The sequence below is a fragment of the Pseudomonas sp. GD03875 genome (genome assembly GCF_029840585.1).
In the GTDB taxonomy this organism is placed as follows: domain Bacteria; phylum Pseudomonadota; class Gammaproteobacteria; order Pseudomonadales; family Pseudomonadaceae; genus Aquipseudomonas; species Aquipseudomonas paralcaligenes.
Window position 1 is genome coordinate 197,211 of record NZ_JAOCCV010000004.1, and the last position, 17,122, is coordinate 214,332.

A 17,122-nucleotide genomic window follows, 5' to 3' on the forward strand; every position below is an offset into this window, starting at 1 on the left:
ATGGGAAGGCACGCAGCATGTGGAAAACGCTGAGGCCCGGTCAATGCGCTGAGTCAATGAAGCGGGCCCGGGGGCTAGAACGTTTTGGTCGATGCTTAGATCAACGCAGTGCCATATAGATGTTGAAGGCGCTGATCAGGGTGATCAGGCAGCCGACGATGGTCATCAGGGTGCGCGCCGGCAGCTTCTTGCACAGGTAGGCGGCCAGCGGCGCGGCGAACAGCCCGCCGAAGACCAGGCCGGCCACCATCAGCCAGGTGTTCAGCTCGCCGGCCAGCAGGATGAAGGAGGCCGCGCTGGACAGGGTGAGGAAGAACTCGGCGAAGTTCACCGAGCCGATGGTGGTGCGCGGGTCGCTGCCGGAGCCGAGCAGGCTACTGGTGACCACCGGGCCCCAGCCGCCGCCGCCCGCCGCGTCGACGAAGCCGCCGAACAGGGCGAGCTTGGCCACGTGCTTGGGCGCCTTGCGCTGGGTGGCCACGTGGCGATAGGCCTTGTGCAGGATGTACAGGCCCATCAGCAGCAGGTAGGCGGAAATGAAGGGTTTCATCACATCGCCATCGAACTGGGTGATCAGCACGGCGCCGAGTACCGCGCCGATAATGCCCGGTAGCAGCAGGCGCAGGAACAGCGACTTGTTGACGTTGCCCAGCTTGGCGTGGGAAATGCCGGACAGGCCGGTGGTGAAGACTTCGGCGATGTGCACGCTGGCGCTGGCGGCGGCCGGCGAGGCGCCGGCGCTGAGCAGGAAGGTGGTGGCGGTGATGCCGTAGGCCATGCCCAGGGCGCCGTCGACCACCTGGGCGAGGAAACCGACCGCCACCGCGCTCCAGAAGGTCGGGCTACTCAGTGCGCTCTCGATGATCTCCAGGCCGCTGTGCCCGCCGTTGTCGCCGAAGAACAGGCGCCAGGCCAGGAAGCCGAGCAGGCTCACCAGAATCAGCACGGCCGCCCACATGGCGGCGCGCAGCACCGGATGGTCGTCGGGGTGGCTGACGTAGTCTTCGACGGGAGGCAGGCCGAGCGCTTCATGCTCGGCATTGAGCGGGCTCTGGCTGAGGTCGAGGTCGCGAATTTTCATGCAGCGGCTGCCTGACAGTTGGTGGTAGAACAGGCTGGAATAAGCAGGCAGCGAAGATAATGGGCTGTATTTAGATAGTCTAAGAATGTTTCTGTAGGTTTATATTCTTTTAAGTTCTGAGTCGCCACGACTCTTCCCAGGATGCCACATGACTTCCAGCGATCGCCCCGGCAATGCCACCCTGGTGCTTCTGGCCTCCCTCTATTGCGCCCAGGGCCTGCCCTCGGGGCTGGTGGCGCATTCGCTGCCGGTGCTGCTGCGCCAGAACGGGGTCGATCTGGCTCTCATCGGCCTGCTGAAGCTGCTGGCCCTGCCCTGGCTGCTCAAGGCGCTCTGGGCGCCCTGGGTCGACCGCGTCGGCTCGCGCCGGCTGGGCCATCGCCGGGGTTGGATCCTGCCGATGCAGGCCGTGGTCATCACCTGCCTGCTCGGACTGGCGCTGATCGAGCCGCAGGCGCTGTTCGGTACGGCATTCTGGCTGCTGGTGGGCACGCTGCTGATCATCAACCTGGCCGCCGCCACCCAGGACATCGCCACTGACGGCCTAGCTGTGCGCCTGCTGCCGGAGCGCTGGCGCGGCCTGGGCAACAGCCTGCAGGTGGGCGGCTACAAGGTGGGCATGCTCGCCAGCGGCAGCGGCCTGCTGCTGGTGGTCGACCCGCTGGGCTGGAACCTGTCGGTCGGCCTGCTGGCCGCGGCGCTGATCCTGCTGACCCTGCCGATCTGGCTGTTCCCCGAGAAACGGCTGCTACCGCAGCACGTCGAGCAGGCCGAGCCTGCCGGCCCCGGCCTGCTGTGGCGCCACTACAAGGGCCTGCTGGCGCAGCCGGGCATGCTGGCCTGGCTGGCGGTGGTGCTGACCTTCAAGCTCGGCGACACCCTCGGCTCGCCGATGATCAAGCCGATGCTGGTGGACCAGGGCTGGTCCACCGCCGACCTCGGCCAGCTGACCCTGATCAGCAGCGTCGCGGGCATCGGCGGCGCGCTGCTCGGTGGCCTGCTTTACGCCCGCCTCGGCGCGCTGCGCTCGCTGCTGACCTTCGGTTCGCTGCAGGCCCTGGGCATCGCGGCCATGGCATTGCTGGTGGGGCGCGGTGGCGAGACCGTGCTGGTCTATGCGGTGTCGCTGTTCGAGCAGGTCGCCGACGGCATGTCCACCGTGGCCCTGTTCGCCGTGATGATGCGCATGTGCCGCCCCGAGCACGAAGGAGCCGACTTCACCCTGCAGGCCAGCGCCCAGCTGCTGCTCGCGGGCCTGGTGGGCGGCTGCAGCGGCCTGCTGGCCAAGGCCGTCGGCTTCGAGACGCTGTTCGTCGGCGCCGGCGCGCTGGGCGCGGCCGTGCTTGGGGTGGTGGTGTGGTGTTTCGCACGCCAGGCGCGGGAGCGGCTCGCCTAGCCGATCAGGATCATCGGCCTGTCTTCGGGTAGCCGCCCCGCTTGCTAGAGGCCTCGCACAGGCCGCCCTTGTTGCCAGCGGCGGCGTGCCGCAAAATCCGCAGTGATTTCGGCCGCCCGGGCGAATTTTCTGGTAGTCGACCGGTGTTTGCGCCGTAGCGGTTGACCTGGAAAAGGATGGGAAAGGCTGTATCGTGAGCGACTTGCCCTTTTTGTGTTGTCCAAGCGTGCGCAGAGGGGTGATATGACTATCCGGGGTTGTCTTTGTGAGTCGAACTGATGTTTTGCAGGAGGTCCGTTCCGCCAAGGCCGAGGCATGCGTTTCGATCCTGATGGCAACCTATAACGGTGCGGATTTCATCCGGGAACAGCTGGACTCCATCCTGCGGCAATCCCATCGAAACTGGGTACTGCACGTATCCGACGACGGCTCGACCGATGCCACGCTGGACATCGTTCGCGAGTACGCGGGGCGTCTGCCGGATGGACAGGTCCTGTTGTACGAGGGGCCGCGCGACGGATTCGCCCAGAATTTCCTGTCCCTGCTCCGCCGCCCCGAGGTCAAGGCGGATTTCTACGCCTTCTGCGACCAGGACGACATCTGGCTCGAGGACCGGCTGGCCCGTGCATTGAGCCGGATGGCCCCGGTCCTGGCGGCGGATGTGGGGGTGCTGTACTGCTCCCGGACCTGCCTGGTGGACGAGGTCGGCAACGCGATTGGTTTCTCGCCCCTGTTCCTGAACCGGCCGGACTTCCGCAATGCGCTGGTCCAGAGTGTGGCGGGTGCCAATACGATGGTGTTCAGCAACGCCGTGCGCGATCTGCTGGCCCGGGTGCCCAGGGGGGCCGACGTCATCTCCCACGACTGGCTGGCCTATATCCTGACCAGCGGCAGCGGTGGCGCGGTCATCTATGACCAGGAGCCTTCCATCTACTACCGCCAGCATGGGGACAACCTCATGGGCGCTAACGCCACCCTGCGCGGGCGGCTGGAGCGGCTGTTCAAGATGCTGCGCGGCGAGTTCCGCGCGTGGAATTCCAGCAACCTGCGCATCCTGGCGGACTTCGTGGACGACCTCACCACCCAGAACCGTCGGGTTCTGGAGCTGTTCTCCCGCGCCCGCGACGCTGGCTTCTTCAGCCGCGTGATCTTTCTGAGGCGTTCCGGCGTGCGCCGCCAGACCCGCCTGGACAATGTGGCGCTGCTGATCGCCACGATCCTGGGAAGGATCTGACGCCGCTCGGCTGGGCGCGCATGGCGCCCCTCGCGCAAATCACTGCCTCACGACGAACAACTGATCTCCAGCCGCTTGCCCCATTCCGGTGGGCGCTCGGTGTAGCGTTGCATGCCGGGTTGCTCCTCGAACGGGCGTGACAGCACCGTGTGCAGTTCGCGGACCGGGCCGTAGTCGCCGCGCTCGGCGGCCTCGATAGCCTGCTGGGCCAGGTAGTTGCGCAACAGGTAGAGCGGGTTGACGGCGTGCATGCGCGCGCGGCGGGCGTTCTGGTCGGCGCCTTCCCGGGCCGCGCGTTCGCGATAGGCCTGGCCCCACTGGTCGAAGCCGTTCAGGTCGATGAAGTCGTCGCGCACTACGGCCAGTGCCTGCGCAGGCGCCTGGTCGCCCAGGCGACGGAAGAACAGGCTGTAGTCCACCGCGCCGTTCTGCATCAGTTGCAGCAGGCGCTCGATCAGTTCGGCGTCGCCGTCCTCGGCCCGGATGAAGCCCAGGCGGCGGCGCATCAGGTCCAGGTAGTGGGCCTGGAACAACGGCAGGAACAGGCCCAGGGTCTCGCGCAGTTGCTCCACTTCGACGAAGGGCGTCAGCGCCTGGGCCAGGGCGCTGAGGTTCCAGTGGGCGATGGGTACCTGGTTGCTGAAGCTGTAGCGGCCGGCGTCGTCGGAGTGGTTGCAGATGTGGTTGGCGTCGAAGTCATCGAGGAAGGCGTAGGGGCCGAAGTCGAAGGTGATGCCGAGGATGGACATGTTGTCGCTGTTCATCACCCCGTGGCAGAAGCCGTAGGCCTGCCACCTGGCGATCAGCTCGGCGTTGCGCTCCACCACTTCGCGGAACATCGCTGCCCAGGGGTTTTCGTCCGCCAGGCAGGCGGGGAAGTGGCAGGCCAGCACATGCTCGCCCAGTTCCTTCAGCCGTTCGTGCTGGTTGGTGTAGTAGAAGTATTCGAAGTGGCCGAAGCGCACGTGGCTGGGCGAGAGGCGCAGCAGCATGGCGCCGGTTTCCTGCTTCTCGCGCCACACCGGCGTGCTCGATCCGGTCACGCACAGGGCGCGGCTGGTGGGGATGCCGAGCGCGTGCAGGTATTCGCTGGCGAGGAATTCGCGGATCGAGCTGCGCAGCACGGCGCGGCCGTCGCCCATGCGCGAGTAGGGCGTCTGGCCGGCGCCCTTGAGGTGCAGGTCCCAGTGCTCGCCGGCCTGGTTGACCACTTCGCCCAGCAGCAGTCCGCGGCCATCGCCGAGGCGCGGGTTGTAGACGCCGAACTGGTGGCCGGAATAGACCATGGCGCGCGGTTCCGCGTCGGACCACAGCTTGTGCCCGGTGAACAGCTCGGCGAACAGGGTGGTCTCGGCCACTGCCGGGTCCAGGTCGAGCAGGGCGAAGGCCGCCGGGCTGGCCACCACCAGGCGGGGGTTGTCCAGCGGCTCGGGCAGCACCGGGGTGGAGAAGGCGTCGCCGAGGCGGGCGAAGCGGTTGTCGAACTGCAGCGCGTCGAGAGTCTTCATGGGCTCAGCTTGTCACGGGCACGCGGCCCTGGGGAGGTCGCGGGGATGGGCGGTCCCCGCGCGGTACATCAGCGAGGCGGCTGTTCCAGCACGTGCTCCTCGCCGGTTTCTTCCGGGGCGGTGGCGCTCTGGCGGCTGAGGATGATGTCCATCTTCGGCACCGAGGCGATGTTGATGTCGTTCTCCTGGAACAGCTGGTCGATGCGCCGGTTCAGCTCGTCGGTGGCCAGGCCACGGTCGCCGAGCTCGCGCACGTACACCTTCAGCTCGTGCTCCAGGGCGCTGGCGCCGTAGGTCTTGAGCTGCACGTTGGGAGCCGGGTCGCGCAGCACCCGGCTGTTTTCCTGGGCGGCCTGCAGCAGCAGCTTGCGCACCAGTTCCAGGTCCGCGCCGCGGTTGACGTTGTAGACCAGCACGATGCGGGTGACGGTGTCGGTCAGGGTCCAGTTGATCAGCTGGCTGGTGAGGAGGATCTGGTTCGGCACGATTACTTCCTTGCGGTCGCTGTCAGTGATGTGCGTGGCGCGGATGCGGATGCGGTTGACCGTGCCGGTGACGGTGCCGATGGTCACCAGGTCGCCGATGCGGATCGGCCGCTCGAACAGCAGGATCAGACCGGAGATGAAGTTGGCGAAGATCGCCTGCATGCCGAAGCCGATGCCCACCGAGAGCGCCGCCACCAGCCATTGCAGCTTGTCCCAGCTGACGCCGAGGGTGGACAGCGCGGCGACGAAGCCGAGGCCGCCGATGGCGTAGGAGAGCAGGGTGGTGGTGGCGTAGGCGCTGCCCTGGGCCAGCCTCAGCTTGGACAGCACCAGCACTTCGAGCAGGCCGGGCAGGTTGCCCGCCAGGGCGATGGTGATGACGGCGATGATCAGCGCGCCGAGCACGTCGAGCAGGCTGATGGGAATCTGCGTGGCGTTGGCGCCGGTGCCGGCGGAATACTGGTAGAGGGTGATCTGGTCGAGGTAGGCGAACACGCTGATCAGGTCCGCCCAGACCAGGTACATGCAGGCGATGAAGCCGCCGAGCAGGGCCAGGCGGATCAGGCGCAGCGACTGCTGGTTGATCTGCTCGATGTCCATCACCGGCTCCTCGACCACCACTTCGTCGCCTTCGGCGTTCTCCTTGGTCTGCGCCTGGCGCTTGGCGAGCACCCGCGCATAGGCCAGCCGGCGCGCGGCGACGGCCATGCCACGGACGAAGGTGGCCTCGATCAGCAGCACCAGGATCAGCAGGTAGAGGGTATTGATCAGGCGGTCGGTGAGCTTGAGCGAGGTGTAGTAGTAGCCGAAGCCGACGGCGACGATAAAGGCCAGCGGCAGCAGGGTGACGCCGATGCCGACCAGCAGGCGGAACGGCGGCGTCTGTTCGCGCATCGGCTCCGCCAGCAGCAGGTTGCTGAGGATCAGCGTCATCAGGGCGTAGCCGGTGATCACCACGAGGATGCCCACGGCGTCGTCGGCTAGGGCCTGGGGCTGGTGCTCGGCGACGGTCACCACCGCCACCAGGGCCATCACCACCAGGCCCAGGCGGCGGATCTGCTTGTTCAGCAGCGCCACCTGCGGTCGCGGCCAGCGGAAGTGCAGCTCGGCGACGCCGCCCGGCGAGAGGATGCGGTAGAGGGTGTAGAACACCAGCCAGGCCTGGGCCATTTCCAGCAGGGCGCTGCCGAGGGTGGCGTTCTGGCCGCGGGCGTCGAGCAGCAGGGAGACGCCGCAGAGGGCGAGCAACAGGGTGACCGGCAGGGCCAGCAGCACGTTGATCAGGATCGCCAGCGGCGTGTGCATCTGACTGTCGCGCTTGTAGTGGCCGATGTCCTCGTGCAGCGCCTGGAGCTTGTCGTACAGCCAGCGGCGCCGCCAGAGCAGTGCGCCGATCACCAGCAGCAGGGGGATGAACAGCCAGGGGCGGTCGACCAGGCCGGCGCGCAGTTCGCTTACTCCGGCGCTCCAGGGCATGGTGGTCAGCTGGCGCTCCAGCTGGCGCGGCAGCTGCTCCAGCCAGGACAGGTCGAGGGGCCGGTTGCTGGGAATCCAGAACATCTGTTCATCGAGCGTGGCGCGCAGGGTGCCGATCATTTCCTGCAGCTGCTTCTGGTTGAGCTGCAGGGTGATGGATTCGTTGAGCAGCGCGTTCAATTCGCGGTTCATGTGCTGCAGCAGGTCGTTGCGGGTGGTGACCAAGTCCAGCAGCGTCTTGCGCAGCTCGGGTGTCACCTGCTCCTTGGGCTGGCCGGCGAGCAGGTCGTCGACGTAGCCCTGCAGGTTGCCCAGCTTGTCGCGCTCCTGGTTCAGCTCGAACTGGTAGAGGCGGATGTCGGCGATCTCGTCGGCCAGGTCGCGGTCCACCTGGGGCTTGGGCAGTGCCTGTTTCTGCTCGTAGAGGATCTTGGACAGCAGCAGGCTGCCCTTGAGCACGGCGATCTGCTCGTCCAGGGCCTGGTCGACCTGGCTGACGTTGTCGAGCTGCTGCTTGGTCTCCAGGTTCATCCGGGTCAGCTGGTTGAGCCGGTCGGTGGCGCGCAGCAGATAGTCGGAAATCTTCAGGTTGATCGCGCTTTCCTTCGCCACCAGGCTGTCCGGGGTGGCCTTCTCGGCCTCGCGGGAGAGTTCGGCGACCGTTTCCTGCGAGCTTTTCCGGCGCTTCTCGCTGATCAGGGCCTGCAGGTCGAGATTTTCCTGGTCGAGGCGGCGGATGCGTTCCTGCAGCAGTTCGTGGCGGGCGCTGCCGAGGTCCTGCAGCAGGCTGTTGCCGGCCAGCTCCTGGCGGCGCAGTTCGGTCTGCGCCTCTAGGGCGGCCAGCTCCGCGTTGAGCTGGCCGCGGCGCTCGGCGGACAGCGGCTTGCCGGCCTCCTTGCCGGCCTTGAGCAGGCCGTTGATCTGCAGGGTGCGGGTCTGGTTGCTGCTGATCTCGGCCTGGGCCCGCTCCGGGCGGGTCTGCGCGGTGATCAGCAGGCTGTTGGCCTCGGCCAGCGACTGCTGCCAGTTACCGAGCTTGGCGCTGCGCTCGTTGAGCTGCTGTTCCAGCTGCTCGACGTTGGCCCAGCCATAGCGGGTGGCCACGTTCAGCGGCGGCAGGTTCTTCAACCGGCCGAGTTCGCGCTGGGCCTCGCCGGTCAGGCGCGGGGCGTCGCGCAGCTGAATCTTCAGCGCCTCGAGCTTCTGCTGGCTCTCGTCGCGGGCCGCGAGCAGGACCAGGGTCTGTTCGAGCTGGTTCTTGATCTCGCTCTGCTCGGCCTCCGGCAGCTTGCGGTCGGCCAGGGTGCCGAGGCTTTCCTGCACCACCTTGGAGGTGGGCGGTTCGGCGGCGGCGAGCGGATTGGCGGTCAGGCAGAGGCCGATGAGCAGAGCGGTGAGCAGGGGGCGCAGGAAAGACATGGTCGCGGATGCGGTCCGTGGGCGAGTTGCGGCTAATGATATGCCAGGCGCCTCAGCGGCGCCCGGCCGGTTCTCAGAGGAAGAGTCCGGGCTTGGCCTGACCTTCCGGGAATCGGACGCCGACCTTGCGCACCTTGTTCCCTTCCATCAGGGCGACGGTCCAGGTCAGGCCGTTCCACTCGACCTGGTCGCCGAGGATCGGCTGGCCGCCGATCTCGTGGGCGATGAAGCGGCCCAGGGGCGTCTGTCCGTCGGTATCGCCCAGCGGCAGGCCGTAGAGCGTGGCGATGGCCGCCAGCTGGGCGTCGCCTTCCAGCACGAAGTCGCCGAAGAAGCGCATGTCCTGGCCGCGCTGGGGCGCCTGGCTGAACAGCTTGCCGAGGGCCGGCAGGTCGTGTTCGTGGCCGATCACGCAGAGGATGTCGCCGGCGTCCAGGGTGGTACTGCCGGACGGGTGCAGCAGTTCGGTGCCGCGGAACAGGGCGGCGACGCGGGTGCCGCCGGGCATCTTCAGGTCGCGCAGCGGCGCGCCGATGCACCATTTCTCCGGGCCGAGGCGGTAGACGAACAGCTCCCACTCGCTGGTCGGGTGCACCTCCAGGCCGCTGCGCGAGATCGGTGCCGGCTCCGGCGGCACCGTCACCCGCAGCAGTCGGGCCGCCAGCGGCAGGCTGGCGCCCTGCAGCAGCAGCGACACCAGGACGATGAAGAAGGCCAGGTTGAAATACAGCTGCGAGTGCGGCAGCCCGGCCATCATCGGGAACACGGCGAGGATGATCGGCACCGCGCCGCGCAGGCCGACCCAGGCGATGAAGGCCTTCTCGCGGTCGTGGAAGGCGCGGAACGGCAGCAGGCCGACCACCACTGACAGCGGGCGGGCGAACAGGATCATCCACAGCGCCAGGGCCAGGGCGGGAATGGCGATGGGCAGCAGGTCGTGCGGGGTCACCAGCAGGCCGAGCACCAGGAACATGCCGATCTGCGCCAGCCAGGCCATGCCGTCGAGCATGTGCAGGATGCTGTGGCGCGAGCGGATCGGCCGGTTGCCCAGCACCAGGCCGCACAGGTAGGCGGCGAGGATGCCGCTGCCGTGCAGGAAGTTGGTCAGGGCGAACACCAGCAGGCCGCTGCTGACCACCAGCAGCGGGTAGAGGCCGTTGGGCAGGTTGACCCGGTTGATCAGCTGCAGCAGCACCCAGCCGCCGCCGAGGCCGAGCAGGGCGCCGATGCCGAACTCGCTGAACAGGTGGCCGACGAAGGCGATGCTGATCTCGCTCTGGCCCTTGGCGAGCATGTCGATCAGGGTCACGGTGAGGAACACCGCCATCGGGTCGTTGCTGCCGGACTCGATCTCCAGGGTGGCGGTCACCCGCTCGTTAAGGCCCTTGCCACCAAGCAGGGAGAACACCGCCGCGGCGTCGGTGGAGCCGACGATGGCGCCGATCAGCAGGCCCTGCATCGGGTTCAGGTCGAACAGCCAGGCGGCGGCCATGCCGGTCAATCCGGTGGTGATCAGCACCCCGACCGTGGCCAGCGACAGCGCCGGCCAGAGCGCCACGCGGAAGCTCGACACCCGGGTGCGCAGGCCGCCGTCGAGCAGGATGATCGCCAGGGCCAGGTTGCCCACCAGGTAGGCCAGCGGGTAGTTGCTGAAACCGATGCCGCCGGGACCGTCGATGCCGGCGACCATGCCGACGGCGAGGATGATCACCAGGATCGGGATGCCCAGGCGCGAGGAAATCGAACTCACCAGGATGCTCGCGCCCACCAGCAACGCGCCGATCAGGAACAGGCTATTGATGGAGGTGGCGTCCACGGGCGGAGCTCCAGGCGTTTGCGGCGGCGATGAGTGGTGAGGCAGGGAACGATCGCGCAGGGACGCGCGGTGCATGCCGGATTCTAACCTGAGGCGGGCGCGGGGCCGCAAGCGGGAGATAGAGGACTGCCGGGAGAGGTGGCTGCTTGGACTGATGGCCTTTTGCAGGCTATGTCCCTGTTATGTGTTGGTGGAGCAATCCTGCTGTTGTGGGAGCGGCTGGGTGGCATTCCGATTGGCCGAGAAATTCGCGGATAAATCCGCTCCCATAAGGCGTGCAACATTCAACGGGGTGTAGCCCGGATGAAATCTGGGATGCTCCTCCTCGGACTCACATAGGGTGCGCCGCACGCACCGCTGGCTCCGCGGCTGCACCCTGCACCGGCCAGCCAGGCCGGATGCAGGGGCAAGAGCGTGACGTTTAGAACCAGTCCGCCCGCATCTCCAGGCAGGTATCGTCGCGCGCCTCCAGCAGCGCCAGCTCGTGATGGCAGGCCGGCACTTCCCAGGTCAGGAAGTAGCGGGCCGCCTGCAGCTTGCCCTGGTAGAACTCGGCGTCCGCCGCGTTGTTGCGGGCCAGGCCTTCCTCGGCGCGGATCGCCTGTTCCAGCCAGCGCCAGCCGATCACCGCGTGGCCGAACACCTTGAGGTACAGCGCCGAGTTCGCCAGGCCCTGGTTGACCTTGCCGGCCATCAGGTCGCCAATCAGCGCCAGGGTCACGCTGCCGAGGCGGTTGACCAGTTGCTCCAGCGGCTGGCGCAGGCGGCCAAGCGACTCGAAGGCTTCGGCGCGGCGGCAGGTGTCCTGGATCAGGCCCATCAGGCGCTTGAGCGCGGCGCCACCGTTCATCGATACCTTGCGGCCGAGCAGGTCGAGCGACTGGATGCCGTGGGTGCCTTCGTGGATCGGGTTGAGGCGGTTGTCGCGGTAGTACTGCTCCACCGGGTATTCGCGGGTGTAGCCGTGGCCGCCGAGAATCTGGATGGCCAGCTCGTTGGCCTTGAGGCAGAACTCCGAGGGCCAGGACTTGACGATCGGCGTGAGGAGGTCGAGCAGCTCCAGGGCGCGGGTACGGTCCTCGGCGGTCTCCAGGGTATGAGTGTCGTCGAACAGGCGGGCGGCATACAGGCCCAGATCGAAGGCGCCTTCGACGTAGGCCTTCTGGGTCAGCAGCATGCGCCGCACGTCGGCGTGTTCGATGATCGCCACCTGCGGGCTGGTCGGGTCCTTGCCGTCCGGCTGGCGGCCCTGCGGACGCTCGCGGGCGTATTCCAGCGAGTACAGGTAGCCGGCGTAGCCGAGCATGACCGCGCCCATGCCGACGCCGATGCGCGCCTCGTTCATCATCTGGAACATGTAGCTCAGGCCATGGTGCGGCTTGCCGACCAGGTAGCCGACGCACTCGCCGTTGTCGCCGAAGTTCAGCGCGGTGGAGGTGGTGCCGCGCCAGCCCATCTTGTGGAACAGGCCGGCCAGGGTCACGTCGTTGCGCGCGCCCAGCGAGCCGTCGTCGTTGACGTGGAACTTGGGCACGATGAACAGGCTGATGCCCTTCACCCCGGGCGGCGCGTCCGGCAGCTTGGCCAGGACCATGTGCACGATGTTCTCGGAGATCGGCTGGTCGCCGCCGGAGATGAATATCTTGTTGCCCTTGAGCCGGTAGCTGCCGTCGGCGTGCGGCTCGGCGCGGGTGCGGATGTCCGACAGCGAGGAGCCGGCGTGCGGCTCGGTCAGCGCCATGGTGCCGAAGAAGCGGCCGTCGATGATCGGCTGCAGGTAGCGCGCCTTCTGCTCGTCGCTGCCGAAGGCCTCGATCAGGTTGGCCACGCCCATGGTCAGCATGGAGTAGGAGCTGGTGGCGCAGTTGGCCGACTGGAAGTGGGCGAAGCAGGCCTGCGACAGCAGGTTCGGCAGCTGCATGCCGCCGGCCTCGAAGTCGCGGGTGGCATTGAGGAAGCCGGCGTCGTGGAAGGCGCGCAACGCCGGCTCGACCTCGGGGATCAGCACGGCGGCGCCGTCCACGTACTGCGGCTCGTGCTCGTCGTTCTTGCGGTTGTGCGGGGCGAACAGCTCCTCGGCGATGCCTCGCGCGGTGGCGATGGCGGCATCGAACGTCTCGCGGTTGTGGTCGGCGAAGCGCGGGCGCTGGGTCAGGGCTTCGGCGTCCAGCACTTCGTAGAGTTCGAAGGCCAGGTTGCGGGAACTGAGCAGGGACTCGGACATGAAAGGACTCCTGTGAGATGGCCGAAGTCTAGTTCGGTGAATGAATGTCGCCTAGCAACATCCATAAGCGTGATAAAGGCGCAAAACATGTAGGAGCGAGCTCTGCTCGCGAAATCGACAGCGCACACGTTTCGCGAGCAGAGCTCGCTCCTACAATTGCGCGTGCGGGCTACAATTCGCGCCCCGTTCCAGGTAAAGCGTCCATGAACTACCGCCACGCCTTCCATGCCGGCAACCACGCCGACGTGCTCAAGCACCTCGTCATCAGCCGCATCATCGCCCTGCTGTCGCGCAAGGAGGCGCCCTTCGCCTACCTCGACAGCCACGCCGGCGTCGGTCTCTACGACCTGCAGGGCGACCAGGCCAGCCGCACCGGCGAGTGGCTGGAGGGCATCGGCCGGCTGTGGCAGGCGCCGGACCTGCCCGAGGCGGCCGCCGACTACTTCGGCGTGCTGCGGGACCTCAACCCGGATGGCCGGCTACGCTACTACCCCGGCTCGCCCGAGCTGGCGCGCCAGCTGACCCGCGAGCAGGACCGGGTGCTGCTCAACGAGAAGCACCCGGAAGACGGCCAGCTGCTCAAGGACAACATGAAGGGCGACCGCCGCGTGGCCGTGCACCTGGGTGAGGGCTGGCACGTGCCGCGTGCCCTGCTGCCGGTGGCGGAGAAACGCGCCCTGCTGCTGATCGACCCGCCGTTCGAGAAGGCCGACGAGCTGGAGCGCTGCGTAGCCGCGCTGGACGAGGCCATCGGCCGCATGCGCCAGACCGTGGTCGCCATCTGGTATCCGATCAAGGACGAGCGCCAGCTCAGGCGCTTCTACCAGGGCCTGGAGAAATCCAGCGCGCCCAAGCTGCTGCGCGCCGAGCTGTTCGTCCATGCCCCGGACGACGCCGGCCGCCTGGCTGGCTCCGGCCTGGCCATCGCCAACGCGCCCTGGGGCCTGGAGGACGAGCTGAAGCAACTGCTGCCCTGGCTGGCCGGCAAGCTGGCGCAGAGCCAGGGCGACTGGCGCCTGGACTGGCTGATCGCCGACTGACCTGCACTCAAGGCCCGGCGCGCTCGAAGGCGCCCAGGTCGCAGCGGGCGATGCCGTCGCCATCGCCGTCGCGAGGGCGGGTCAGGCCGCGCTGGTCGTGGCCGGGGCAGGCGCCCTCGGCGCTGTCCAGGGCGGCGCTGGTACGGCGCAGGGCGTGGGCCAAGGTGCCGTTGTTCTCCGCCAGCGGGAACAGCTCGCGGGTGAGCACCTGGTCGTTGTCCACACTGATGCTGCCGACGCAGTTGCCGGCGTCGCTGCCCAGCAGCAGGCCGCGCACGTTCATGGCGACGGCGCTGTCCCGCTGGTGGCAGTTGCGCGGCTCGCCGGTCTCGCGCTGGCGATTGCCGGCGACGATGACGTTGCGCAGGTCGACCGTGCCGTCGTAATTGAGCAGGCCGTAGCCGTCGTTCTCGGCGATGGTCACATGACTCAGCGTGGCGCTGGGCGTGCCACTTAGCTGCGGGTTGTAGCGGTCGCCGTTGTCCAGCGCGGCGCCCTTCTCGCCGCTGTAGTTTTCGCTGAGGGTCGAGTTGACCAGGCTCAGGCGGCCCAGGTTGAGGATGGCCCCGCCCATGCCGTCCGGCGCGGTGCGATTGCCGACCAGGGCGACCCGGGCCAGGTCCGCCGTGCCCTGGTTGAACAGGCCGCAGCCCATGCCCACCTCGTGGTAGTCGATGCAGCGGTTGAGTTGCAGGCGGCTGTCGCGCACCAGCAGCGTGCCTTCGTTGTACAGGGCGCCGCCCTTGCCCATGGTGGTTTCGCCGCCGTCCACCAGGTTGTTTTCCGCGCGCACGTGATGCAGCCGGGCCGTGCCGAAGTTGGCCAGCGCGCCGCCCCGGCTCTCGGCCAGGTAGACGTAGGAGCGGTTGTCGATCAGGTTCACGTCCGTCAGTTGCAGGGTGCCGCGGTTGCGCAGCGCGCCGCCGTCGTGCTGCGTGAGGCCGTTGTGCAGGCTCAGCCCGCGCAGGGTGAGGCTGGCGCCGCTGTGCACGTCGAGCAGGCGGTCGACCCGCTCGGCGTCCAGCACGGTGCGCCCCGCGCCGGCGCCGACCAGGGTGATCTGTCCGAGCACGTCGAGGTCGCCGACGAGGTTGGCGTCCTCTTCGATCACCTCGTCCTGGGCGCCCCGGCGGTTGGCCAGGGCCAGCCGGTAGGTGCCGGGGCCGAGCAGGATCAGGCTCGCCTCGGAGGGCGCGGCATTGGCGGCGGCCACCGCCTCGCGCAGCGAGCAGTGCTCCACGGTGCAGGCGCCGTCCGTCTCGTCGAGCGGGGTGGTGACGCGCAGCTCCTGGGCTAGGCTTGGTAGGGCCAGGCAGGTGAGCAGGCCGAGACAGGATGAAACGCGGGATGAGCGGGGAAGGGACATGGCAGCCCTCGCGGAGTCGGGTGGACGGGGACTGCTGGGTTCGTCGATGGACCCTGCGCCGCGCGCCCGGGTTCCCGTTCCGGTGCGGGTGGTGGCGGTCGTCCGCCCACGTGGGTGGCGGAGTCCGGCCAGTTTCCCCGTCGGCGCGGTGGAGCGCAGCCCCGCGCCATGCGGTTTTCGCCGCCGGCACCGGATTTGCTAATGGCTGCGCGACCTTTTGTCCCCCGCTGGCACAAAAGCCGTCAACTCCCGGCTCGTTTGGCGGTCAACCGACCGAACGGCCCCTGTCTCGACTCCCCACCCGTCGACCGCGACGGATCGGCGAACGCGCCTCGCAGAGCGCGGCCCGAGCGTGGGGCCGGTCGATCCGCCTTGCCAATCGCACATAGGTCATTGCCATGAAGAAACTCCTGCTGGTCCTGTTCTGCCTCGTCGCGGCGGGCTGCTCCGAGCCGCCCAAGCCGGAACGCTCCGTCGACGTGCTGCTGATCGGCGGCGGCGTCATGAGCGCCACCCTGGGCACCTACCTCAACCAGCTCGAACCGGGCTGGACCATCGACATCTACGAGCGCCAGGACAAGGTCGCCGAGGAGAGTTCCAACGCCTGGAACAACGCCGGCACCGGCCACTCGGCGTTCTGCGAACTGAACTACACGCCGGAGACCGCCGATGGCGGCATCGACATCAGCAAGGCCGTGGCGATCAACGAGTCGTTCGAGATCTCCAAGCAGTTCTGGGCCCACCAGGTGGACCTGGGCGTGCTCAAGGAGCCGAAGTCGTTCATCAACAACGTGCCGCACATGAGCTTCGTCTGGGGCGACGACAACGTCGCCTACCTGAAGAAGCGCCATGCCGCCCTGCAGCACAGCACGCTGTTCCGCGGCATGGAGTACTCCGAGGACCCGGCGCAGATCGCCCGCTGGGTGCCGCTGGTGATGACCGACCGCGACCCCGCGCAGAAGATCGCCGCCACGCGCATGCCCATCGGCACCGACGTCAACTTCGGCGAGATCACCAAGCAGCTGATCGGCTCGCTGACCCAGCGCGAGGGCGTGTCCCTGCACCTGAGCCACGAGGTGCGCGACCTGGTGCGTAACGACGACGGCAGCTGGACGGTGGTGGTCGCCGACCTCGCCAACGACGAGAAGGAGAGCAGCATCAAGGCCCGCTTCGTGTTCATCGGCGCCGGCGGCGCGGCGCTGCCGCTGTTGCAGAAATCGGGCATCGAGGAGGCCGATGGCTACGCCGGCTTCCCGGTGGGCGGCCAGTTCCTGCTGACCCGCAACCCGGAGATCGTCGCTCAGCACCAGGCCAAGCTGTACGGCAAGGCCTCGGTGGGCTCGCCGCCCATGTCGGTGCCGCACCTCGACACCCGGGTGATCGACGGCGAGAAGGTGCTGCTGTTCGGGCCCTTCGCCACCTTCTCCAGCAAGTTCCTCAAGCACGGCTCGCTGTGGGACATGTTCGCCGCCATCAGCACCGACAACATCGGCCCCATGACCCACGCCGGCTGGGACAACCTGGACCTGACCCGCTACCTGATCGGCCAGCTGATGCTGAGCCAGGAAGACCGCATGCACGCCCTGCGCGAGTACTTCCCCGACGCCCGCGACGAGGACTGGGAGCTGATCACCGCCGGCCAGCGCGTGCAGGTGATCAAGAAGGACGCGGACAAGGGCGGCGTGCTGCAGTTCGGCACCGAGGTGGTGAGCTCCGCCGACGGCAGCATCGCCGCGCTGCTCGGCGCTTCGCCGGGCGCCTCGACGGCGGCGCCGATCATGCTGACCGTGCTGGAGAAGTCCTTCAAGGACAAGGTGCAGACGCCGGAGTGGCAGGCGCGTCTGAAGGAGATCATCCCCTCGTACGGGCAGAAGCTGAACGACGACCTGGAACTGACCAACCGCATCCGCGCCTCCACCAGCGAGCGTTTGCAGCTGATCCATGTGCCTGTCCAGCCGGAAACCGTGGTGGCGGGAGGCGATACCGCCCGGTGACGGCGCAGGCCGCGATGCCTGTTGCCTAGGAGAACGCCGCGACTTCCTCTACGGAGTCGCGGCGTTTTGCTTTTCGGGCGCGT

At 67.7% G+C, this 17,122-nt stretch carries 10 protein-coding genes; 4 read left to right on the plus strand and 6 right to left on the minus strand.

The annotated features are described in order from the left end of the window. Window positions 1-100 precede the first annotated feature (100 nt). Window positions 101-1,081 (minus strand): sulfite exporter TauE/SafE family protein, encoded by a 981-nt coding sequence (locus N5D30_RS05240; RefSeq protein WP_279901861.1) that lies wholly within the window; start codon window positions 1,079-1,081, stop codon window positions 101-103. A gap of 148 nt (window positions 1,082-1,229) precedes the next feature. Between N5D30_RS05240 and N5D30_RS05245 the strand changes: the two genes are divergently transcribed. Beyond that, a complete protein-coding gene (locus N5D30_RS05245; RefSeq protein ID WP_279908023.1) occupies window positions 1,230-2,477 on the plus strand; it encodes an MFS transporter in 1,248 nt (415 codons plus the stop codon). 283 nt (window positions 2,478-2,760) lie between these two features. Further along, entirely contained in the window at window positions 2,761-3,711 is a 951-nt protein-coding gene (locus N5D30_RS05250) for a glycosyltransferase family 2 protein (RefSeq protein ID WP_279908024.1), read from the plus strand. A 47-nt stretch (window positions 3,712-3,758) separates the two neighbouring features. Here the strand turns inward: N5D30_RS05250 and selO are convergent, their stop codons facing one another. The 4 genes from selO to N5D30_RS05270 form a co-directional block, all read right to left on the minus strand. After that, entirely contained in the window at window positions 3,759-5,219 is a 1,461-nt protein-coding gene (gene selO, locus N5D30_RS05255; protein WP_279908025.1) for a protein adenylyltransferase SelO, read from the minus strand. Between the two features lie 68 nt (window positions 5,220-5,287). After that, a complete protein-coding gene (gene mscK, locus N5D30_RS05260) occupies window positions 5,288-8,599 on the minus strand; it encodes a mechanosensitive channel MscK (protein WP_279908026.1) in 3,312 nt (1,103 codons plus the stop codon). A 73-nt stretch (window positions 8,600-8,672) separates the two neighbouring features. Then, window positions 8,673-10,415, minus strand: a complete 1,743-nt coding sequence (locus N5D30_RS05265) for a potassium/proton antiporter (RefSeq protein WP_279908028.1) — start codon at window positions 10,413-10,415, stop codon at window positions 8,673-8,675. 421 nt (window positions 10,416-10,836) lie between these two features. Next, window positions 10,837-12,639 (minus strand): acyl-CoA dehydrogenase, encoded by a 1,803-nt coding sequence (locus N5D30_RS05270; RefSeq protein WP_279908029.1) that lies wholly within the window; start codon window positions 12,637-12,639, stop codon window positions 10,837-10,839. A gap of 203 nt (window positions 12,640-12,842) precedes the next feature. On the opposite strand from N5D30_RS05270, the gene rlmJ reads away from it, so the two are divergent. Beyond that, complete coding sequence (gene rlmJ / locus N5D30_RS05275; protein WP_279908030.1) at window positions 12,843-13,679, plus strand: 23S rRNA (adenine(2030)-N(6))-methyltransferase RlmJ; 837 nt, start codon at window positions 12,843-12,845, stop codon at window positions 13,677-13,679. A gap of 7 nt (window positions 13,680-13,686) precedes the next feature. Here rlmJ and N5D30_RS05280 read toward each other — a convergent pair whose 3' ends face one another. After that, window positions 13,687-15,045, minus strand: a complete 1,359-nt coding sequence (locus N5D30_RS05280; protein ID WP_279908031.1) for a choice-of-anchor Q domain-containing protein — start codon at window positions 15,043-15,045, stop codon at window positions 13,687-13,689. 398 nt (window positions 15,046-15,443) lie between these two features. Between N5D30_RS05280 and N5D30_RS05285 the strand changes: the two genes are divergently transcribed. Further along, window positions 15,444-17,039 carry a malate:quinone oxidoreductase gene (locus N5D30_RS05285; protein ID WP_279908032.1) on the plus strand — a complete coding sequence of 532 codons (1,596 nt, stop codon included), beginning with the start codon at window positions 15,444-15,446 and terminating at the stop codon, window positions 17,037-17,039. Window positions 17,040-17,122: the final 83 nt, after the last annotated feature.